Origin of the sequence: Bacteroides sp. 1_1_30 (assembly GCF_020982715.1) — a bacterium.
Classification (GTDB): domain Bacteria; phylum Bacteroidota; class Bacteroidia; order Bacteroidales; family Bacteroidaceae; genus Bacteroides; species Bacteroides xylanisolvens.
On sequence record NZ_JAJKHN010000020.1, the window covers coordinates 30,836 to 52,340 of the forward strand.

The window sequence follows — 21,505 nt, forward strand, 5'->3', positions numbered from 1 at the left end:
CTTTATATAACGGAAAATCAAGAGATTTTGTTTTTACAAGACACCTAATAATCGAAGGATCGTAGGTGTGAGTAGTGCAGTGAAGATTCCATTCAGTGTCAGTCCCAGACTGGCGTATGCTCCATATTTACTGCTGATATCCATTGCGGTGGAAGTTCCGACAGCATGAGCGGCTGTCCCCATCGAAAGCCCTTGAGCGATCGGACTGCCTACATGCATGATTTTCATGGTCTTAAAACCACAGATTGCTCCTAATAAACCAACTGCCACAACAACTGCCGCCGTCAGTGACGGAATACCGCCAATGGCTTTGGTTACTTCCATCGCAATCGGAGTCGTAACCGATTTGGGAGCCAAAGACAGGATTACTTCTTGGGAAGCTCCCATGAATTTCGCAATCAGCACTACTGAAATAACTCCGACAATGCAGCCTGCCAGTTGAGACAGAAGGATAGGCAATAACTGCTTTTTTATCATCTCCAATTGAAGATATAAAGGTACGCCTAAAGCAACAACAGCCGGGCGGAGCCAGAACTCGATCAGATGTCCTCCTTTATTATAGGTCTCGTATGAGATATTTGTCATTTTAAGGAAGATGATTAATAGGGCGATGGTCAGCAATATAGGATTTAATAATACCAGTCCTGTTTTCTTCTGAAGCAATTTGGCAAAGAAGAAAATCCCGAAGGTGATAGCCAGCAGGAAGAAATTATTCTCTAAGAAGCTCATTTGTCTTTATTCGTTAAGTTGATTTTATCTTTAAGGTGCAGTTTCTCCGACAGATGGAAATCCGTCAGATGAAGTTTGCGCGCCAGCTTAATCTGACGTGCCAGCCTGAACTTGCGGACGATTTGATGTACCCATCCCGTAACGACAAGTACAAGCGCGGTGCTGACAATGGTCGCTGTTACTATCGGCCAGAACTCTGCCGCAATAACATCAAAGTATAGCATAAGAGCCACACCGGGCGGAACGAAAAAGAATCCTAAGTTGGCAACCAGAAAGTCGGACAATCCCTGTACCCAGTGTAGTTTAATCCAACCTAATTTTAAAAAGAGGGTGAGCAGCAGCATACCGATGATGCTGGAGGGGAGCTTGATACCCGTAAGATAAACTATTAATTCACCCAAAGCCAAACAGCCAAATAAAATGGCGCACTGACGTATCATATACTAATAACCTATTGATTTTGTTTGAAAACACTGCAAAGGTATGAAAAATAGGAGTACAGTGTTAAATATTATAATATTTTAGACTTGGGAGAGAAAAATAGCCGAAATTGTAATGTGGATATTGCAAAATTGAGTACTTTTGCACCGCAAATTACAAATTGTAAGGACGTTTTATAATAATATTCAATATATCTATGCTCAATTTAATCAACCAAATCGTGGCGCGTGCGAAAGCAAATCGCCAACGTATTGTTCTTCCGGAAGGAACTGAAGAACGCACATTGAAAGCTGCCAATATGATTTTGACAGACGAAGTAGCCGATCTAATTTTACTGGGTAAACCGGCAGAAATTAATGAACTTGCTACAAAATGGGGATTGGGAAACATCGGTAAAGCTACTATCATTGATCCTGAAACTTCTCCGAAACACGAAGAATATGCGCAGTTGTTGTGTGAACTTCGTAAAAAGAAGGGGATGACTATCGAAGAAGCCCGCAAATTGACGAGCGATCCTTTGTTCTATGGTTGTTTAATGATTAAGAGCGGTGATGCTGACGGTCAGTTGGCTGGTGCCCGCAACACTACTGGTAATGTATTGCGTCCTGCTTTGCAGATTATCAAGACTGCTCCGGGAATCACTTGCGTATCCGGTGCTATGTTGCTCCTGACTCATGCTCCTGAATACGGAAAGAATGGCATTTTGGTCATGGGTGACGTTGCCGTAACTCCGGTTCCGGATGCTAATCAGCTGGCACAGATTGCTATTTGTACTGCTCAAACTGCGAAAGCCGTTGCCGGTATTGAAAATCCGAAAGTGGCTCTGTTGAGCTTCTCTACCAAGGGTTCTGCAAAACACGAAGTAGTTGATAAAGTGGTAGAAGCTACTAAGATTGCAAAGGAGATGGCTCCTACGCTTGATCTGGATGGTGAAATGCAGGCTGATGCTGCTCTTGTTCCGGAAGTCGGTGCAAGCAAGGCTCCGGGTTCTCCTGTGGCTGGCGAAGCAAACGTATTGATTGTTCCGAGTCTGGAAGTTGGTAATATCTCTTATAAGTTAGTCCAACGTCTGGGACATGCTGACGCTGTCGGCCCGATCCTTCAGGGTATCGCTTGTCCGGTAAACGACTTGTCTCGTGGTTGTTCTATCGAAGATGTATATCGCATGATTGCTATCACGGCTAATCAGGCTATTGCAGCAAAGGCGAATAAATAAGTATTAGGTATAAAGTAGTAAGTATTAAATCGACAACGACATGAAAATTCTGGTATTGAACTGCGGAAGTTCATCTATTAAATATAAATTGTTCGATATGACCAGCAAAGAAGTGATTGCACAAGGTGGTATCGAAAAAATCGGTCTGAAGGGATCTTTCTTGAAACTGACTTTGCCGAACGGCGAAAAGAAAGTATTGGAAAAAGATATTCCTGAACATACAGTAGGAGTAGAGTTTATCCTGAATACATTGATTCATCCTGAATATGGTGCTATCAAATCTTTGGATGAGATTAATGCGGTAGGTCACCGTATGGTGCACGGAGGCGAACGTTTCAGCGAATCTGTATTGCTGAACAAAGAAGTGTTGGAGGCTTTTGCAGCTTGCAATGATCTGGCTCCGCTTCACAATCCTGCTAACCTGAAAGGTGTGAATGCAGTTTCTGCTATTCTTCCTAATATTCCGCAGGTAGGTGTATTCGATACGGCTTTCCATCAGACTATGCCGGATTATGCTTACATGTATGCTATCCCTCACGAACTGTATGAAAAGTATGGTGTGCGTCGTTATGGCTTCCACGGAACTTCTCATCGTTACGTGTCCAAACGTGTATGCGAATTCCTGGGTGTGAATCCGGTAGGACAGAAAATTATCACTTGCCACATTGGTAACGGCGGTTCTATCGCTGCTATCAAAGATGGTAAATGTATGGATACTACTATGGGCTTGACTCCATTGGAAGGCTTGATGATGGGTACTCGCAGCGGTGATATTGATGCCGGTGCAGTAACATTTATCATGGAAAAAGAAGGCTTGAATACTACGGGTGTTTCCAATCTGCTGAACAAGAAGAGCGGTGTGCTCGGTATTTCAGGTGTATCAAGCGATATGCGCGAACTTTTGGCTGCTTGTGCAGCTGGCAATGAGAAAGCTATCCTTGCAGAGAAGATGTACTATTACCGTATCAAAAAATATATCGGAGCTTATGCTGCTGCATTGGGCGGTGTAGACATCATCCTGTTTACTGGTGGTGTAGGTGAGAATCAGATGGAATGTCGCTGTGAAGTTTGTAAGGATATGGAATTCATGGGTATTGAGCTTGACAACGATGTGAATGCTAAAGTTCGTGGTGAGGAAGCAATTATTTCTACTCCTGCTTCTAAAGTGAAAGTAGTAGTGATTCCGACGGATGAAGAACTGTTGATTGCATCCGATACAATGGATATTCTGAAGAAATAATAACAGAATTGATTTATATTGTACGGGGATGTGCCAAGATTGGGACATCCCCGTCTTTTTTTGTCTTAGTTTTACCTCATCGCTCCTTTCATTTACTTCCAAGAAACAACATTGTTATTATTATTGTTATTTGTAACTTACAGGTTTGCTTGTTCTTAAAAATACCTGTATGTTTATTGTGTAATTAAATTAAGTAATAGTAACATGTTAAAAGTAGTAGCATTTATGAGGCAAGTGGCTAATGGGCTACAAATGGGGGGAAACTTTGGGACGGCTCACGTATATCGTAGCAGTCTCAATGCCATTATTGTTTATTGTGGGAAAGGAGATTTCACTTTTGATAAAGTAACTCCGGGATGGTTGAAAGGCTTCGAGATACATCTTCGTAGCCGTGGTTGTAGTTGGAATACAGTTTCAACTTATTTGCGCACATTTCGTGCAGTCTATAATCGTGCGGTCGATCTTCGAAAAGCACCTTATGTGCCGAATTTGTTCCATTCGGTTTATACCGGTACTCGCGCTGACCGTAAGCGAGCTTTATGTGAGGAAGACATAAAAAAGGTATTTGCAAAATTACATTCATCGGTTGCAACTCCGGCTTTGCGATGTACACAAGAGCTATTTACTCTGATGTTTTTACTTCGTGGTTTACCTTTTGTCGATCTCGCATATTTGCGTAAGAGTGATTTGCATGATAATGTGATTACTTATCGTAGGCGTAAGACGGGGCGTACATTGTCGGTGACATTGACTCCGGAGGCAATGCTTTTGGTGAAGAAGTACATGAATTGTGACCCTTCTTCTCCATACCTTTTCTCATTGTTGAAAAGTCGTGAAGGAACAAAAGAAGCATATCGAGAGTATCAGTTAGCATTGCGCACATTTAATCGGCAATTAATGTTGTTGGGTGAATTGTTGGGACTGGGGGATAAATTGAGTTCATACACCGCTCGCCATACATGGGCCACAACAGCGTATTATTGTGAAATTCATCCGGGCATTATTTCCGAAGCGATGGGGCATTCGTCCATTACAGTGACGGAGACTTATCTGAAACCTTTTCAGAATAAGAAAATAGATGAAGCAAACAAGCGGGTTATTGATTTTATCCGATATTCAGTTCGAAATGCAATTTGCTGAATATAAGTCTGTTACTTTGTAGGTAACGGGAATGAATATCGGTGCAAATATGAGCATATTTCTTAAAACAACCAAACGAAATCATACATTTTTTCTAATAAACTACTCAAAATAGGAATTAACCAAATAAAACACGCGGATTCTTTGTATTAGGGCTTTGTTAACTTCTAAATTTTTGCAAAAGATCTCCTTCCCTCTACTGCCTTTCAGAAGCAGGGGTAAAAAAGTTTCATTGCTTATCGTATCATTTTTCAGTATTGACTACTCCCGAAGAGCAGGCACAAAGGTTTCTCCGTTACCTACAAAGTAACGGGTATGCTATTATTGAAACTTAGTGTTTAATAATATATTATTAATGTAATTTTTAAGTAGTTATGAAGAAAAAGTTTGTAAAAGTGATGCTCTTCGGGGCGCTGGCGCTTTCTACTATCAGCTACGTAGGATGCAAAGACTACGATGATGATATAGATGGTTTGCAACAGCAGGTCGACGCCAATAAGAGTAAAATTGAAGAGGTGGATGCTGCAATGAAAGCCGGTAAATTTATTGTCAGTTATACTCCTGTAGCAAATGGTTATGAGTTGTCTCTTTCTGACGGTTCTAAATTGATTATCACCAATGGTAAAGATGGAGAGAACGGACAGCCGGGACTAAATGGTGAAACGGTCATTCCTAAATTTAAAGTATCAAGTGACAACTATTGGCAGGTAAGTACTGATGATGGCAAAACCTATGAGTATGTTTTAGATGCAGATGGAAATAAGGTTAATGCTACTGGGAAGAAGGGAGAACAAGGTGAACCTGGTAAGCCTGGCGAACCAGGTCAGGATGCATCAGCTAACGTGTCTATTAATAAAGATGGGTATATCGTTATCGGTGATGTGGTAACAAGCTTGAAAACTGATACTAAAGTTCCTTCTATTGTTATAAATGAGGTAGATGGTTTGTACGTCATCACTCTTGACGGTAAAGAATATAAAATGTTGGCAGAAGGTTCTGCCTATAATGGTTTGCAAAGCATTATTTACAGAAGACAAGCTGCTAATGATAAAGATGATTTTGTAAAATCAATCGGGTTGATGTCGTCCAATGATCCTGATGCGGAATTATTGGCAACCAGTGCTTCTGTAGCTACTTTCAAAGTATGGCCTACTACACTGGATCTAGGTAAAGCTGTATTTGCATTTACCGATACATATAAAACCAGAGCACTTGTTCCTGCACTGAAATATGTAGAAGGTAGTGCAAAATGGGTGGATAACCGACAAGGTATCTTGAGTGTAAATATGATTTCCGAAAACATTGAAGTTGATAAACCTTACGCTTCTTCTCTGGATGTAACAATTAACGGTTATACAACAGCCTCTGATTATTTCAACTTCAAAGCTGAAAAATGGACTCCGGCTGATTTGAGTTTTGTGCATACAAAAGATGCAGTTGAAGTTCCTACTGATGTTTTGGCTGATGCAACTACCGAATCCGATTTTTCATCTTATGTTGAATATACATTTGTTTATAACAAATCTTATAATTTGAATGATTCTGTAGCATTGGGACATGATGTGGAAGAGGATTTCATTTCAATGGCTGATTTAGGATTTAGTGGTATCACTGTTGAATTCAAACAAACAGCTGATAAGGCAAAAGGTATCTTTGAAATTAAAGACGGTGTTATTACAGCTAAATCTAGTGAGCAAGCTTCGGCTATCAATGAATTATGCTATGTGACAGCAACTTATAAGAATGAAAAAGGTACGGAAATCATTTCTTATGACTTTGCAGTGAAAGCTGTTCGCGAGCAGCAAGTGGCTCCGGCATTGGTTGATATTGATGTAGAAACGAAAGATGCAGCTGCAGCTGATAAGTTAGCTAAATTGCAGTATAGCACAAGTGAACAAACTATTGACTTGAATGTGCGTGCATTCTTGAATTCACTGGGTGGACGTGACTATATGTCTGACAATGAAAACGTAACTCCTGTTAAATATGGTTTGTATTACTTGACTAATGAAGATGGTAAAACTTATGCTAACAAGGTTGATGCATATATTGAATTCACACCGGGTACAAGCACAGATTTGGATAATCTTAAATTGATATTCCCTGCCGGAACTGTTATCAATGGAGATCAGCAATTGTATTCATTCGAAACATGGCCAGGTGGTGGAAACTCAAAATATGAAATTACAAATTCTGAAGAATATGCATGGCGTAAATCCACAACAACTCATCGTGTTAACGGTTCTAACAAACAGTATACTTTGAAATTGAAGGATCTTGTTAAGTGCGAACGTAAAGTAATCATCAAGCAAAATAGTGCATTTGTTGTGAATGGTAAGACAACTATTACCGGTGCATGGACTGAAGCTGATAAGTCATTCAGTATGACGGCTGATTTGACAGTTCTTTATGCTGCATATAATACAGATAACAGTACTTCTAGTGAAGTTATTGAATATTATCTGGCTCCGCAAGTAAAACAGTCTGATGCTGTTAAAGCTGTTTATAGTCAGATAAGCATTGCTGGTAATGTTATTACTGTAACTCCGGATGTAGATGTGAAGACTTTAGGTGCTATCAAGATCGGAGCTAAAATACAAGGAACTGATATTGAAGCTACTATTCTTGATATAAATGGAAAAGAAGTGACTTATTGTGAACCTGTATTGCGTTCTCCGCTTGATGTCTTGTCTTACAAGTCTTCTATTGATTGGAATATAGATGGTGATCAGAATAAGACTATCAATGTAGGAACGAAAGCAGAAATCAAGATGTCTGACAAAGATATCAATGTAACCAAGAAGAATGTAGTTATTGAAAATGGAGTAGCAAAAGCTCCTTGGGCTGCAGCTTATGGCATTGATGCTGCTGGCGCCATTACTTATGCAATTGATGGATATAGTGCTACTGTAAATGAGGGTACCTATACTATTAATCCGTCAACAGGTGTGATTACATGTAACAATACAGCGATTGTTCAGTCATTGGACATCTATGTGAAAGTAACTGTAAATCATAACTGGGGTACAGAAACTATTAATAAGATCACTGTGAAAGCTTCTTTGAAATAGTCCTATTTTAAATAAGAAAGAAAGGGTAACTCTTTTCCTTTGTGTAGAGTTACCCTTTTATTGATAATATAATTGTCCGATATGGTGGTATCGGATATTATTTGTCGAATTATTCATCTTTGTGAAAAGATGAATATGTTATTTCCCACTAAGGATTTTTGACATCCTTAATTTATTAGATGAAAAAAGGTAAAGACTGCACTTGTGAAAGACCAGTCTAATAATAAACCTTTATTTCGAAGGGCGTTCCAATTTTCCCTTATTTCCCAGGAACGCCCTTTTTTATTCTGTAAGATTTATCAAAACTAATATAGTTGGAGAAACTCAATCTCTTTTTATAATGATTCTAACGGAGAATAGAAAACTTTTTGAGGGAATCTTGATAAAAAGTAGATAGGAAATATAGTTAGTTCTTTTGTTTTTCTGGAGATTTGCGAGTAGTTTCCCCTTTTTTGTCTTAATTTGCATCTCAAATTCATTCTTAAAACGAATTTACTATGCGTTACTCCGTCATAATCCCCGTTTATAATCGTCCCGATGAAGTGGATGAATTATTGCAAAGTCTTACCATGCAACACTTTAAAGATTTCGAAGTCGTTGTTGTAGAAGATGGTTCCTCCATTCCTTGTAAAGAAGTAGTAGAACGGTATGCAGATCGGTTGAATATAAAATACTTCTCTAAACCTAACTCCGGTCCGGGACAAACCCGTAATTACGGGGCAGAACGTAGCGAAGGAGAATACCTTATTATATTAGATTCTGATGTCATTCTTCCCGAAGGATACTTCGATGCGGTAGAGAAAGAACTTCTCGCTTCTCCTGTCGATGCTTTCGGCGGTCCCGACCGTGCGCACGATTCTTTCACGGATATCCAAAAGGCGATAAACTATTCCATGACTTCTTTCTTTACGACCGGAGGGATCCGTGGCGGGAAAAAGAAGATGGACAAATTCTATCCCCGCAGTTTTAATATGGGAGTTCGCCGGGCAGTGTATGAGGCTTTAGGCGGATTCTCAAAGATGCGTTTTGGAGAGGATATTGACTTTAGTATCCGTATCTTTAAGAACGGCTATACTTGCCGGCTTTTTCCGGATGCCTGGGTGTATCACAAACGCCGTACTGATTTGAAGAAGTTCTTCAAGCAAGTGCATAACTCCGGCATTGCCCGTATTAATCTTTATAAGAAATACCCGGACTCTCTGAAACTGGTGCATTTACTTCCTGCTGTATTTACGCTGGGAGTGGCACTCTTATTATTAGGAACCCCATTCTGTCTTTTCAGTTTTACGCCGATCATTCTTTATGCATTGCTGGTATGCATGGATTCTACTATTCAGAATAAGAGTCTGGCTATTGGCATTTATTCCATAGCCGCTGCATTTATACAACTTATCGGCTATGGTACAGGCTTTTGGCGTGCATGGTGGCAGCGTTGTGTCAGAGGGAAAGATGAGTTTGAGGCTTTCCAAAAGAATTTTTATAAGTAACCTACTTTTAATTTGTTTACTACCATTCCTATTTTTACTTAAAAGGAATGTTGCATGACACCCGGGTCTCAATACGTCTGACACCCGGGTCTCATGCTACTCAACACCCGGGTGTCAGGTATGCTGAGACCCGGGTGTCGTACAACTTGTCTCTGCATAGAAAAAAGAAGAAGTCTGCAACCAATTTTTTTCCCATTGCCTCTATCATTAAATTAAATAAGCCTACCTTTACACCTTCAAAACATAGCAAATGGAAAGTAAACACAAACTATCCATCAACCAATGGGCACTGGAGGACCGCCCACGGGAAAAAATGATGGAAAAGGGAGCAGCGGCATTGAGTGATGCCGAACTACTCGCTATATTAATCGGCTCCGGAAATACGGAAGAAAGCGCTGTTGAACTGATGCGGCGCCTGCTCCTGTCTTGTGATAACAATCTCAATTCTCTGGCAAAATGGGAAGTCTGCGATTATTCCCGTTTTAAAGGTATGGGACCGGCGAAGAGTATTACAGTGATGGCTGCATTGGAACTTGGAAAGCGTCGGAAACTGCAAAACACAAAAGAAAGGCCTCAAATCACCTGTTCAAAAGATATTTATGATATCTTTCAACCTTTGATGTGCGACCTCGAACAAGAAGAATTCTGGGTTCTTTTATTGAATCAGGCAACGAAACTGATTGATAAGGTGCGTATCAGTACCGGTGGAATAGATGGAACATACACCGATGTACGCACCATCCTTCGGGAAGCATTGCTGCAAAGAGCCACCCAAATAGCTGTGGTCCATAATCATCCTTCAGGGAATATCCGTCCTAGTCAGCCTGACAAAACACTGACAGAACATATTCGTAAAGCGGCAGATACAATGAATATCCACCTGATAGATCATGTCGTCGTTTGTGAAGACGGGTTCTTTAGCTTTGCGGATGAAGGATTGCTTTAATTTTCTCTACATCTTTATTCCCTTTTGCAACAATTTACCATCTGGGTACGTTTTTCATATTAGTGAAGATAGAGAATAGATGTAATATTCTTTAGGTACACGATGCTCATTCCGTACCTAATTTTTTATGTTTCATTTTTTATCTCTATCTTTGCGATACATAACAAAATGAGAAGACGTATGGAAAAGATTGAAATAGAAGAAAAGATTGTAGCCATGCTAAAAACGGTGTACGATCCGGAAATTCCGGTGAATGTATACGATCTTGGACTGATTTATAAGATAGATGTCTCCGATAATGGAGAAGTGGTACTTGATATGACATTGACAGCCCCCAACTGTCCGGCTGCTGATTTTATCATGGAAGATATTCGTCAGAAAGTGGAATCGGTGGAGGGTGTGACTGCGGCTACCATTAATCTGGTGTTTGAACCGGAATGGGACAAAGATATGATGAGTGAGGAAGCGAAACTCGAACTCGGTTTTCTCTAGTTACGAGTGATAACCTCATAATCAATCTCTTATAACTAACAACTCAAAACTCATGAAGAACGTTTATTTCCTTTCCGATGCGCATCTTGGGTCCCGTGCTATTGAGCATGGACGCACGCAGGAACGGCGTTTGGTGAACTTCCTTGATAGTATAAAGCACAAGGCTTCTGCTGTTTATCTGTTGGGAGATATGTTTGATTTCTGGTATGAATTCCGGCTGGTCGTCCCCAAAGGATATACCCGTTTCTTGGGAAAAATCTCCGAACTGACGGATATGGGAGTGGAAGTGCATTTCTTTATTGGCAACCATGATATATGGTGTGGGGATTATCTCACCAAAGAATGTGGTGTCATTATGCACCGTGAACCGCTGACTACCGAAATATACGGAAAAGAGTTCTATCTTGCTCATGGTGACGGGCTGGGCGACCCGGACAAGAAGTTCAAACTGCTTCGTTCCATGTTTCACAGCAAAACATTACAAACATTGTTTTCCGCTATTCATCCCCGATGGAGCGTGGAACTTGGTTTATCATGGGCGAAACGCAGCAGGCAGAAACGGACTGACGGAAAGGAACCGGATTATATGGGGGAAAATCAGGAGCATCTGGTACTATATACAAAAGAGTATTTGAAAAGTCATCCCAATATAAACTTCTTTATTTACGGACATCGCCACATTGAACTTGATTTGATGCTAAGTGTCACTTCACGTGTGCTGATACTTGGAGACTGGATTAATTTCTTTTCTTATGCCGTATTCGACGGCGAGAACCTTTTTCTTGAAGAATATATAGAAGGAGAGACGCAGGTTTGAGGCGGATAGTTTCATCCCGGTTTGAAACAAAAAGTTTCCCGGTGTGAAACGAATGGTTTCTCGGTGTGAAACACTTCGTTTCTCGGTGAGAAACAAACAGTTTCAAGGCATGAAACAACTAGCTCGCTTAAAAGGATTGAAAAAGAGCTCATGCTTGAAGAGAAAAATCTCTACCGATAAGAAATAATTAAAGCAATAAATCCCTGCTCCAACATTGTGGAACAGGGATTTATTACATTATTATGGGTTGTTTTCTATGATAACTCTGATTACAACCGTTCAATCAATTGTTTACTGGAAAGTTGGTGTATAACTTGAAGCTATTAGCAGGTATAACAACAGGCTGTTCAGAACTGTTAGTCACATTCAATGTTTCACCATTCAATTCATACCAATCTCCCGTGTTACCAAAGTACACACCTGTATTAATCTGTTCATTCTTGAAATTGCCTACTACAACCAGTTTCTTTGTAGTGGATTCCAATCTTAGATAACGACCTTTATCCCAATCGGAAACACTTACTTTCCAGTCTTTGAATGCGTTGTCGCTGAATAAGTCCGGATTATCATTGCGTAATTTCAGCAAAGTGCTATAAGTGTCGTATAATCCTTTCCGATATTGGTCAGTAAGATAATCCCATTTCACAGGCTTGGCATCAGTATTCTTTTCAGTTCCCATTGTTCCATCGTACTTATACATTATGGAATAATCATATCCTAGTTCGCCAAACTGCCAAATCATTTTCGGTCCTGGAACGGTCAGGAAGAAGGCTGCATTTGTTCCCAGTTGTTTCATGCGGATATCAAGACCTGCATTTTGAAGATTGCCAAAAGCAGTTTGCTTGTATGCAACTCTTTCTTCATCATGGCTTTCCATGAAATTAACCCATCCTTCGGCAGGCATTCCGCTATTTCGCATGTATGAAAAATCAGAATTGCTTGATTCTCCCATTCCGGATTGGCAATAGCTTTCATTCATATTATGCCATAGTTTCATCCCTGCTTTAGCCAATTCTGACTCTTCATCCAAATTGCAGAAGTGTTCGAGAATCATCACTGCATTAGGATTGGTCGTATTCACTGTTTTATAGTAATCTTTCAAGATAACAACACGGGAGTCATCTTTGTTGCTTGCCGTTGATTCATTGCTCTTGTTTTGAGTAAATCCTTTGGTTAAGTCGAAACGGAAACCGTCAAACTTATACTCTTCCAACAAGAACTTCAAGTTACGTTTTACAAATTCACGTACAAGCGGCGATTCGTGATTGAAGTCATGGAATACGCTGAATGGATGCGGAGCATCGACATTGAACCACGGATTATTCTTGGCTGTCTTGCTTTCTTTCGAATTCCAATAAAGTTTAGCAAATGGATGACTGCCAGTAGCATGGTTGTAGACTACATTCAGTAATACTGCAATGCCTTGTTTATGACATTCATCAATGAATTGCTTATATTCCTCTTTCGTTCCATATGCTTTGTCCATTGCAAAATAATAACATGGATTGTATCCCCAGCTATTATTCCCGTCGAATTCTTGTATAGGCATCAGTTCAATTGCATTCACTCCCAGACTCTTGATGTAGTCCAAATGTTTAGTAGCCTCTTTGATTGTACCTGTAGCAAGTTCGGAACCCGTTTGTGTGAAGTCACGGAACAGTAACTCATAGATTACCATATTGTCAGGATTATCAATCTTGAAATCGGATACTTGCCAATTGTAGGATGCCGGTTTTGTTTGGAATACGGAGACAATGCCTGTCGTCTTTCCATTCGGATACTGTATGGCACTAGCCGGATAAACTCCTTGTTCTACAAGATATTTATCGTTCGAGCCATCCAGCACTTTTTCACAATAGGGGTCGCCAATACGAACATTGCCGTCTTTTTCACTACCCATGTAATATTGGAAACCATACTCTTTGGCGGGGTCGATGCCTGTAACGGTGTACCACCAGAAGTGTTTGTCGTTATCACGCTTCATCTGATATTCAGTACTAAGTTCCCAATCATTGAAGTCGCCAATGAGACAAGCATAATCCTTGTAATTGTTATCCGTATCCAAATCGTATAGTGCGAAAGTCACAGACGTTCCGTCAGCCGATGGATGGATACCCGCTTCTTCTACTGGGCAGGCAGCTATCTCTACCGGAGCCGGTGTGAAAGTCTTGTCTCCTGTTACTGTGATAAAAAAGTCGCTGGTTTTCTTTTCGTCAGTCAACGCTTCATCATTGCGGAAGAGGATGCAGACATTTTGAATGTTTGCTGCATTTTCCGCGCCAAACCATTCGCGTACTGTCGGGGCAAGTGTAAAGCACCAAATATTATCCGCCACTTTCTCTGCCTTGTATTTATCTTCATTTACACCCCATTCCGTAGGAACATACATCCAGTCATTGATACCGATGTGAACATATACATCACCTTCATAGCCGTACAAGTCGTCACCGGCTGCTGCTTTATACCAGATTTTACCTTGCTTGTCGCCCTTGAATTTAGTGGGGTAATTATTGATTCCTTCTACCAATTCTTCGATAGACGGCTCGTGATCCAGTTCGGGGATTTCCGGACCGGTGATTAACATCTCATGGTTTTCGTCGGAACATGCTACTATCGTGAATAGACAGAGCAGCATCCAGAATATATGTTTTATATCTTTTTTCATAATGTATTTTCCATTTATTATTCTTTAATGAGGACTAGTCTACCGTTCAGATAGAATTTGATGGTATAGTTACCGGTTGCGTCCATTGAAATATTATCTCCAGTAAAAGGACTGGGTGTATCTAATGTTCCCCCGAAACTAACACCGGAATCCCAACTGGAATTGACGCGGAGTTTAAATTCACCCACAGTCATTTCAGTCTTTGCAGTCCAGCATTTTTCTGTTGCATCATAAGTTAATTCTTTGCCGTTTTCCCATCCTCCTGTGGCTGTACCTATAATATCCATAGATGTTATTTCTGTTGCAGAGGCATACTTGTCGTCCAAATTGACTACAATGTAATAAATACCCTGTGGTAAAGATAAGTTTCCACCATCATTTGTCATACCTTCTTTCGAGGTAAAATAGTCATATCCATAATCAAGTCCGCCATTCGAACCATCCGGCCAATAGGGCTGTGCGGTAAACTTAAAGCCACCGTTCAATTCCGACATTCCCCAATAAGCATTGTTTCCTTCTGGCTTATATAAAGTCGGTGCTTGTGAAGGCTTCCATTCCTGATGATTTCCTGGTATCCATAAATGAGGTGCATCCATTGTTTTCTCAATCTTGTAAGTGCCTTCCATCATGTTGATGGAGATTCTAACTGATTTATAATCGCCACCGGATATTTTGATAGGATTTGCTGTTTCTGATAAAATGAGATTGCCTTCTGGAGCATCGTTGTCTGCATCAACCGCGCCAAGTGATTTGCCTGAGTTGGATTTAATCAGGAAATAGGCATCTTTTGCACCGGTGTTATCTGTAACCAGAGCAGGAACTGTTGTTGTAAAGACTGAATTGGTATAAGGATCACCACTTGTATTAACAAATGCTACATTCTGTTCCCAAGTCAGAGAGCCATTAATATAATAAGCGCTTTCAATAACCGGTGCTTCCGGAGTAACTTTCAACTCATAGCTTTCAGCCGGTGCCGCATATACTGTCTTTCCGACAGCCACGTATGACGTTAATACTGCATTCATGGTACGTTCTACCGGACGGATACCATATATTTGCGCCACTGCATTCTGCAAATCTTCCGTTGCTACGTATCCTTTGTCGTCTACAATTAAAGTCACTTTATTATCTAACTTCATTTTATAGGATAAAGTGGCTTCTTCTTCAACGGCAGGAGCTGTAAATACGGCAACCGCTACGGATTCTTCCTCGACATTTCCAATATTAATCGGGGCTACACCTGTAGCTGTAAAAGTTATTTTGCCGGCAGCTTCTTCCTGTCCGTAAGACTGTGGGGAAGCTACCCCTTCATTAAAATCTTCGTTGCAGGCTGTTAGTGCGGCAGCCAGTAACACGGTTATATATATTGATAATTTTTTCATATCTATCTGCATTTAAGATTAATCTATTTTGCTTTGAAGTAATAGCACTCGTCCAGTTCGTTGAACAGTACAGTATAATCACCCGGTTTGCAACTGATGGTAGCTCCATCAACAAATGAGCCGAATGGGAATACCTCTCCACCCCAAGTCTTGTCGCCGGAAGTAAATTTGGCTTTGCAGCTTGCCGCGATTGTTATGTCGGCATACCATACATGTGAATGCTCCATGGTAACTTTGGTCATGTTTACAGATTCCGAACCATAAATCAATGTGACGGCATCATATTCTGTCGGTTGAGTTTCAAAAGTAGTAGCTTTCATTGTCAGTTTATTTTCAAGCGTATTGAGATGAAGTGTGTACCAGCCGGCCGCATTCACTTTAATATTTTGAGAGTTCTTGTCATTTACCAAATTGGTGAATCCTTCGCTGTCAGCATTTCCCCATTGGTCGTCCCATGCACCGGGAGTAGCCACTACCTTAAATCCTTTATCTGCTGGGATATATCCTGTGTAGGTAAATTCTCCTTTACCAGTATTGGCATCATACGCATATCCTTTTACCAGTGACATCGGGAAATAAGCGGTACCTGCTGCCATTGTCGGATTTCCCCAGGGAACTTCACCGATGAAATCGCCCAGTAAATAATAAGTGGCAGGAACGGCATCAGATATATCCATATAATAAGGTATAACTTTCAATTCAATCGAATTGGAATGTATAGGATACCCTTTATCTCCGATATGTGCGTACAAACGTACAAATACACTCATCGGTTCGCCGTCATAATCATTCTCCGATGTCCAGCCGGCAAGTTTTACGATTGCCTTATTCAATTCCTGTGTGTTGGCATCCACTTTGGCTGATGTAGATATGGAAGGTAGTGTCAGATAAGAGGCGTCTGCCGTTTCCGTTTCATCAGTCCATTTGTCTGTTAAATCCGCTTGCACGGTGTAAGTCACTACGGCAGGATAGCCGTAGTCCGGTTGCGTACAAGTCAACTCGATATTCTTGGATTGATTTAGGTCATAGACGTTGTACGTTGCATTGGCAGGGGTGTTCAATACAAAAGTTGTAGGTTCCTGTATGGTAGGATTTGAGTCCCTGTCATCCTCGCAGGCGGTCAGCAGGGCTGTCGCTACTAGTATGGACGTCAGTATATTTATTTTTTTCATATTACTCTGTTTTTATAAAAGTATAACTTCGGTCTGGTTTAATATTCCGGGTTTTGCTCCAGATTCGTATTCGCATTGATATCATTGGCAGGAATAGGATAAATGTTGCGGAACTCTTTTATTTCAGTACCTTGTTTTTCTCCACCTTTCCAATCCCAGTTATAGTCGGTGTGTCCGCCGAAATCGCCGAAACGAATCAAGTCAATGCGGCGGCGACCTTCAAACCAGAACTCACGCGCCCATTCGTCACGGATGTCCGTCAATGTATATGAAGCAGATTCGGCGGCGTTCGCACGCTTACGGATTTCATGCATAGCGTCTATGGTCTCCTGAGTAGAAACACCATTGTTGGCACGGATACTGGCTTCTGCTACAATCAGATAAGCTTCTGCCATACGAAGAAGAGGTATATCCATATCAGGATTATCCGTATCGCTTGTCAGTCCGTTGTCTGCACGGATGTTCGAGAATTTGGCACATGCGAATCCGTCCGTAAAGCTCATATTGTCTCCTGTCGACGTACTTCTCTGCACTCCGCACATCAAGGCACGGTCATCTTTTGCTGCCACTACCATCTGGTCTTCCAATACGGAAGGAGCATCATTTACGTTTGGGAAGAATTTGGCTACCATTGCCTGACGACAATGCGGGCCGCCCCATCCTTGCTTACTTCCCCAGGGATTCATGCCTGTGTCACTTTTGTGCGTACCTGCAATCAAGAACAGCGAACCACCCCAACTCTTGGTTCTCACACCATCCTGCAAAATGGGAAGTATCACTTCCTGTCTTGCCTTGTTGACATTGCTGCCATCATTATCTGCCATGAACAGGTGTTTGTAGACGGGAGCCAGTTTATAGCCGGAACCAATCACTTTTTGGGCATATTCCTTGGCTTTTCCCCATTGAGGCGTGCCGGTATAGACTTCTGCGTTGAGATACATACGTGCCAGCAATAACCAGGCGGCAACACGGTCTACACGGCCGTAAGTCGTTTGAAGCGGCTGTGCCAGTGTGGCGGTAGCGTCGTCACCGATTTCTTTCAACTCTTCTTCAATCTTCGCGAAAAGATCCGCACGTTGTATTTGCTGAGGCTTCTCTGTCGATACTTTATCGCAATAAGGCGGATTGCCGAACATATCCATCAGGTAATAGTTATTCAAAGCACGGATAAAACGTACTTCTGCACGTTGGCGTGTCGTTTCATCATCTGTCAGTCCTTCCGTTTGTTCCAGGAAGTAGTTGCACAATGTGATGTCAAATGTCAGACGGTAATAGAGTCCTGTCACGATTTCATTGGAAGAACTCCAACTGCAATCGGCAATAGTAGCGACACCGGCATCGTTCCATGAATTGACAATCGCTTCATCTGTCATCAATTGGTTGGCACACCAAGTCATACGGTAGAAAGAGGAAGTACCTTCGTCGATGTCGTCCAAGTCACCGCTTCCGTCGGGGCCTTTCTGACCTGTCAGTCCGAGGGTTCCATATATCTTGTTAAAAACGCTTGCCTGGTCGAATGTCATCACTATATTCGGGTCGATAGGAGTCGCATCCAGGTCACCGATACATGAAGTCACGCTGACTGCCAGTAATAGTGAGGCAGCCGATAGGATTGATTTTATATATCTGAATTTCATAATTGGTATTTTTAGTAGGTTTAGAAATTAAGGCTTAAACCGATTAATGTAGTCAGAGGACGCGGATAAATATTGTTATCCAATCCCTTTTCTACTTCAGGGTCAAGTCCTTTGTATTTGGTGATAGTGAATACGTTCTGTACGGCTGCATATACGCGTCCGCCAATCGGAGCGCCGAACAGCTTTTTGAACGAGTATCCCAAAGTGATGTTGTCACATTTCATGAAGGAAGCATTCTGTACGAAGTAATCGGATAATAAGGTGTTGTCTTTCAGGTTCTGGATATTATTTGCCACTCCCATCAACGGACGGTTGTTGAGTGCGCCGAATGAATAGACAGAGGTTGGGTTGCAGTCGGAACCACCTGCTTCGACAGAGTTATACACATAGTTGTTCAGGCTGGCGCGCAGTGAGAAACTGAAATCCCATGACTTGTATGAAAGACGGGAAGTAAGTCCCATAAGTACGTCGGCTGTCGGCTTTTTGTAGAAGTAGCGGTCGTCGCCGTTAATCGTTCCGTCTCCGTTGCGGTCTACAAATTCGTTCTCGATAGGCTTTCCATTCTCGTCATACACTTGCTGGTAAACATAGAAGGAAGAAGCCGGATGCCCTACGGCATGCGCCATTGCTTTCATATCACGTCCGCCACCGATATTGTCTCCGGCAGCAACATAATAATTTTCGCTATCTCCGGTAGTTAATTTGGTGATTTCGTTTTTGTTGTAAGTGATATTGAAGCCAAGGTCCCATGTCCAGTCGGTAGTTACAACCGGTTTTGAATTAATAGAGAATTCGATACCTGAATTTTCTAATGAACCGACGTTGGACAATACCTTGTTTTTGAAGTTCGTTCCGGCAGAAACGAATACGCTGTTCAGCAAATCGGTGGTCTTGCGATAGTAATAATCCACAGCACCGTTGATGCGGTTGTTCAGGAATCCGAAGTCCAAACCTACATTATAAGTGGTCGTCTTTTCCCATTTCAAGTCCGGGTTGTATGCATTCGGGCGGTAAGTGGTTCCTTCTCCCAGGATAGGATAGTAAGCCCCGTCTTTGTTTGTCTCATAAACAGCCAGATACGGATAGTCGCCCGAATTGATATTCTGCTGACCGGTAATACCATAGCCAAGACGAAGTTTTAAATCAGAAAGTACATCAACGTCTTTCAGGAAAGCTTCTTCTTTCAACTTCCATCCCAAGGCAAAAGACGGGAACAATCCCCAACGGTTGTTTTTGTGGAAACGGGAAGAACCATCCTGGCGTACGGTTGCCGTAAACAGGTAACGGTCCAACAGTGTGTAATTGACACGACCGAAGAAAGATACCAGATAACTTTCCGTAGCCGAACCACTTGAGGTATTGTTGTAACGCTGACCTCTGTTCTCTACCACGTTGTTCGACAGCGGATAGAGTCCCCAATATTCCTGGTCGGACGTATCATGGAAGTGCTGCCATTCATAGCCTGCCATTACATCGAAACGATGTTTGTCGGTAAAATCTTTGCTGTATTGCAGGTAAGCATTCAAAGAGAGGTTGTACTTGTCTTTCTGTTCCCAGCCATAGCTGCCATAATAGTTGTTGGTCGAAGAATAGGGAGAGACATCCGTATATTGCTTACCCGTAGAGAGGTCCATACCACCGTTCACGTGTGCGTGCAAGTCCGGCAAGAAATGAAACTTATAATCCAGTTCCAGATTACCGATTAAAGATTTGGAGATGGCACGGTCGTCCTTTTCTTCCAACAAGGCAACCGGATTACCCGGAGCATTGCTGTTGAAAGTACGTTTCCATGTGTCGTCATTCAAAGAAGAAGCGTCCGTATTCCATTGGAAATATCCGTCGAAATAATATTGATGGTAAGGATCGTCGGAGCGGACGGACTGTGTAGGGTCAAAGCTGACCGCAGAACCTACCGCACTACCGTCAGCGTAGCGGTTCTTGGCAATCATACCTTTCAGGTTGGCATTTACTTTCAGATGGTCTTCAAAGAAAGAAGGAGCCAAGCTGACAGAAGCCGTATAACGTTCGAACTTGGATGTTTTCACAATACCGTTCTGGTTGGTATAACCGAACGATACACGGTAAGGCATATTCTTCAATCCACCGGAAATGGTGAGGTTATGGTCTGTACTTACGGCTGGGCGGAATATTTCTTTCTGCCAGTCGGTGTTGGCATTTCCTAATTTGCTATAAGCTTCGCTGTCTTCTCCCCAAATGTCTTTGATGAAAGAACGGAACTGGTCTCCGTCCATTACGTCGACGGTAGATTTTACAGTGCTGACAGATACATTGCCGTCATAAGAAATGGTAGGACGTGCGCCTGCCTGACCTTTCTTCGTTGTAATGATGATAACGCCATTAGAAGCACGCGAACCGTAGATGGCGGTAGCCGAAGCATCTTTTAATACGGTAAAGCTTTCAATATCATTCGGATTGACCATAGACAGAGGATTGGCCAAACCTTTCACTCCCTTATTATCCATTGCCAGACCGTCGATTACAATCAGCGGGTCGTTTTCTGCAGTCAGTGAAGAACCGCCACGAATACGAATCGTTGCGCCCTCGCCCGGAGCTCCGCCTTTGCTGATAACGCTTACACCGGCAATCTTACCAGTCATCATATCCTGTGCGTTGGTAATCAAACCTTTGTTTAGTTTGTCCGGTTTGATGGCCGTAACCGAACCGGTCATATCGTTCTTTTTCACCGAGCCGTAGCCGATAACGACTACTGCGTCCAGTACTTGAGAATCATCTTCCAATGTAACCATTACAGTAGAAGCCGCTTTCACTTCTGCTGATTTATAGCCGACGAATGAAACGGAAAGAATGGCATCTTTCGGTACATTCAACATAAAGTTACCATCGAAATCAGTTATTGTTCCATTGGTTGTACCTTTCACCAGTACGTTAGCACCGATGACAGGCTCACCCGTTGTGTCTTTCACATGCCCCTTGACAGCTATTTGCTGAGCAAATGCTCCAATGGAAAGGAAGAGTCCCACCAATAATGTGAGCAGGGCTTTTAGTCTTAAGCTCTTTTTCATGTCTCTAATTTAAAGTTATTTTATCA

At 41.8% G+C, this 21,505-nt stretch carries 15 protein-coding genes; 8 read left to right on the plus strand and 7 right to left on the minus strand.

What is annotated here, in order from left to right:
* Positions 1 to 33: 33 nt before the first annotated feature.
* Both LPH68_RS07570 and LPH68_RS07575 read right to left on the minus strand, forming a co-directional pair.
* The gene (locus LPH68_RS07570; RefSeq protein WP_007755031.1) at positions 34 to 729 is read right to left on the minus strand and encodes an LrgB family protein; all 696 of its coding nucleotides are present in this window, start codon (positions 727 to 729) and stop codon (positions 34 to 36) included.
* A complete protein-coding gene (locus tag LPH68_RS07575; RefSeq protein ID WP_008024417.1) occupies positions 726 to 1,169 on the minus strand; it encodes a CidA/LrgA family protein in 444 nt (147 codons plus the stop codon). The genes LPH68_RS07570 and LPH68_RS07575 overlap by 4 nt, the downstream gene beginning before the upstream one ends.
* 197 nt (positions 1,170 to 1,366) lie before the next feature.
* Here LPH68_RS07575 and pta point away from each other — a divergent pair, with 197 nt between their 5' ends.
* The 8 genes from pta (at position 1,367) to LPH68_RS07615 (ending at position 11,579) form a co-directional block, all read left to right on the plus strand.
* The gene (gene pta, locus LPH68_RS07580) at positions 1,367 to 2,386 is read left to right on the plus strand and encodes a phosphate acetyltransferase (RefSeq protein WP_008024419.1); all 1,020 of its coding nucleotides are present in this window, start codon (positions 1,367 to 1,369) and stop codon (positions 2,384 to 2,386) included.
* Between the two features lie 40 nt (positions 2,387 to 2,426).
* Positions 2,427 to 3,626: an acetate kinase gene (locus LPH68_RS07585; RefSeq protein WP_151923115.1), complete on the plus strand. Its 1,200-nt coding sequence runs from the start codon at positions 2,427 to 2,429 to the stop codon at positions 3,624 to 3,626.
* A gap of 204 nt (positions 3,627 to 3,830) precedes the next feature.
* Entirely contained in the window at positions 3,831 to 4,766 is a 936-nt protein-coding gene (locus LPH68_RS07590; RefSeq protein WP_004314426.1) for a site-specific integrase, read from the plus strand.
* 374 nt (positions 4,767 to 5,140) lie between these two features.
* A complete protein-coding gene (locus LPH68_RS07595) occupies positions 5,141 to 7,837 on the plus strand; it encodes a PL29 family lyase N-terminal domain-containing protein (protein WP_230296897.1) in 2,697 nt (898 codons plus the stop codon).
* A gap of 497 nt (positions 7,838 to 8,334) precedes the next feature.
* Positions 8,335 to 9,324, plus strand: a complete 990-nt coding sequence (locus tag LPH68_RS07600) for a glycosyltransferase family 2 protein (RefSeq protein WP_151923187.1) — start codon at positions 8,335 to 8,337, stop codon at positions 9,322 to 9,324.
* 250 nt (positions 9,325 to 9,574) lie between these two features.
* Entirely contained in the window at positions 9,575 to 10,270 is a 696-nt protein-coding gene (gene radC / locus LPH68_RS07605; RefSeq protein WP_004314429.1) for a DNA repair protein RadC, read from the plus strand.
* A gap of 180 nt (positions 10,271 to 10,450) precedes the next feature.
* Positions 10,451 to 10,762: a metal-sulfur cluster assembly factor gene (locus LPH68_RS07610; RefSeq protein WP_074909760.1), complete on the plus strand. Its 312-nt coding sequence runs from the start codon at positions 10,451 to 10,453 to the stop codon at positions 10,760 to 10,762.
* A 52-nt stretch (positions 10,763 to 10,814) separates the two neighbouring features.
* On the plus strand, positions 10,815 to 11,579 hold the full coding sequence (locus LPH68_RS07615) for a UDP-2,3-diacylglucosamine diphosphatase (protein WP_004314435.1): 765 nt from the start codon (positions 10,815 to 10,817) through the stop codon (positions 11,577 to 11,579).
* A gap of 283 nt (positions 11,580 to 11,862) precedes the next feature.
* On the opposite strand, the gene LPH68_RS07620 is transcribed toward LPH68_RS07615, so the two are convergent.
* From LPH68_RS07620 to LPH68_RS07640, 5 genes are read right to left on the minus strand one after another with little or no spacing between them, the layout of a single operon-like run.
* Positions 11,863 to 14,244: an alpha-amylase family glycosyl hydrolase gene (locus tag LPH68_RS07620; protein ID WP_230296898.1), complete on the minus strand. Its 2,382-nt coding sequence runs from the start codon at positions 14,242 to 14,244 to the stop codon at positions 11,863 to 11,865.
* A 17-nt stretch (positions 14,245 to 14,261) separates the two neighbouring features.
* Positions 14,262 to 15,626 (minus strand): DUF5115 domain-containing protein, encoded by a 1,365-nt coding sequence (locus LPH68_RS07625; protein ID WP_225450259.1) that lies wholly within the window; start codon positions 15,624 to 15,626, stop codon positions 14,262 to 14,264.
* Positions 15,627 to 15,649: 23 nt separating this feature from the next.
* On the minus strand, positions 15,650 to 16,798 hold the full coding sequence (locus tag LPH68_RS07630; RefSeq protein ID WP_015533046.1) for a SusE domain-containing protein: 1,149 nt from the start codon (positions 16,796 to 16,798) through the stop codon (positions 15,650 to 15,652).
* 38 nt (positions 16,799 to 16,836) lie between these two features.
* A complete protein-coding gene (locus LPH68_RS07635; protein ID WP_008645150.1) occupies positions 16,837 to 18,435 on the minus strand; it encodes a RagB/SusD family nutrient uptake outer membrane protein in 1,599 nt (532 codons plus the stop codon).
* 20 nt (positions 18,436 to 18,455) lie between these two features.
* On the minus strand, positions 18,456 to 21,479 hold the full coding sequence (locus LPH68_RS07640; RefSeq protein ID WP_004312984.1) for a TonB-dependent receptor: 3,024 nt from the start codon (positions 21,477 to 21,479) through the stop codon (positions 18,456 to 18,458).
* Positions 21,480 to 21,505 lie beyond the last annotated feature (26 nt).

Excerpts from the sequence above, each read along its gene's own strand:
- LPH68_RS07590 (WP_004314426.1), top strand. The coding sequence starts at position 3,831 with ATGTTAAAAGTAGTAGCATTTATGAGGCAAGTGGCTAATGGGCTACAA.
- pta (WP_008024419.1), top strand. The coding sequence starts at position 1,367 with ATGCTCAATTTAATCAACCAAATCGTGGCGCGTGCGAAAGCAAATCGC.
- LPH68_RS07620 (WP_230296898.1), bottom strand. The coding sequence starts at position 14,244 with ATGAAAAAAGATATAAAACATATATTCTGGATGCTGCTCTGTCTATTC.
- LPH68_RS07585 (WP_151923115.1), top strand. The coding sequence starts at position 2,427 with ATGAAAATTCTGGTATTGAACTGCGGAAGTTCATCTATTAAATATAAA.
- LPH68_RS07575 (WP_008024417.1), bottom strand. The coding sequence starts at position 1,169 with ATGATACGTCAGTGCGCCATTTTATTTGGCTGTTTGGCTTTGGGTGAA.
- LPH68_RS07595 (WP_230296897.1), top strand. The coding sequence starts at position 5,141 with ATGAAGAAAAAGTTTGTAAAAGTGATGCTCTTCGGGGCGCTGGCGCTT.
- LPH68_RS07600 (WP_151923187.1), top strand. The coding sequence starts at position 8,335 with ATGCGTTACTCCGTCATAATCCCCGTTTATAATCGTCCCGATGAAGTG.
- LPH68_RS07615 (WP_004314435.1), top strand. The coding sequence starts at position 10,815 with ATGAAGAACGTTTATTTCCTTTCCGATGCGCATCTTGGGTCCCGTGCT.
- LPH68_RS07570 (WP_007755031.1), bottom strand. The coding sequence starts at position 729 with ATGAGCTTCTTAGAGAATAATTTCTTCCTGCTGGCTATCACCTTCGGG.
- LPH68_RS07610 (WP_074909760.1), top strand. The coding sequence starts at position 10,451 with ATGGAAAAGATTGAAATAGAAGAAAAGATTGTAGCCATGCTAAAAACG.
- LPH68_RS07640 (WP_004312984.1), bottom strand. The coding sequence starts at position 21,479 with ATGAAAAAGAGCTTAAGACTAAAAGCCCTGCTCACATTATTGGTGGGA.
- LPH68_RS07625 (WP_225450259.1), bottom strand. The coding sequence starts at position 15,626 with ATGAAAAAATTATCAATATATATAACCGTGTTACTGGCTGCCGCACTA.
- radC (WP_004314429.1), top strand. The coding sequence starts at position 9,575 with ATGGAAAGTAAACACAAACTATCCATCAACCAATGGGCACTGGAGGAC.
- LPH68_RS07630 (WP_015533046.1), bottom strand. The coding sequence starts at position 16,798 with ATGAAAAAAATAAATATACTGACGTCCATACTAGTAGCGACAGCCCTG.
- LPH68_RS07635 (WP_008645150.1), bottom strand. The coding sequence starts at position 18,435 with ATGAAATTCAGATATATAAAATCAATCCTATCGGCTGCCTCACTATTA.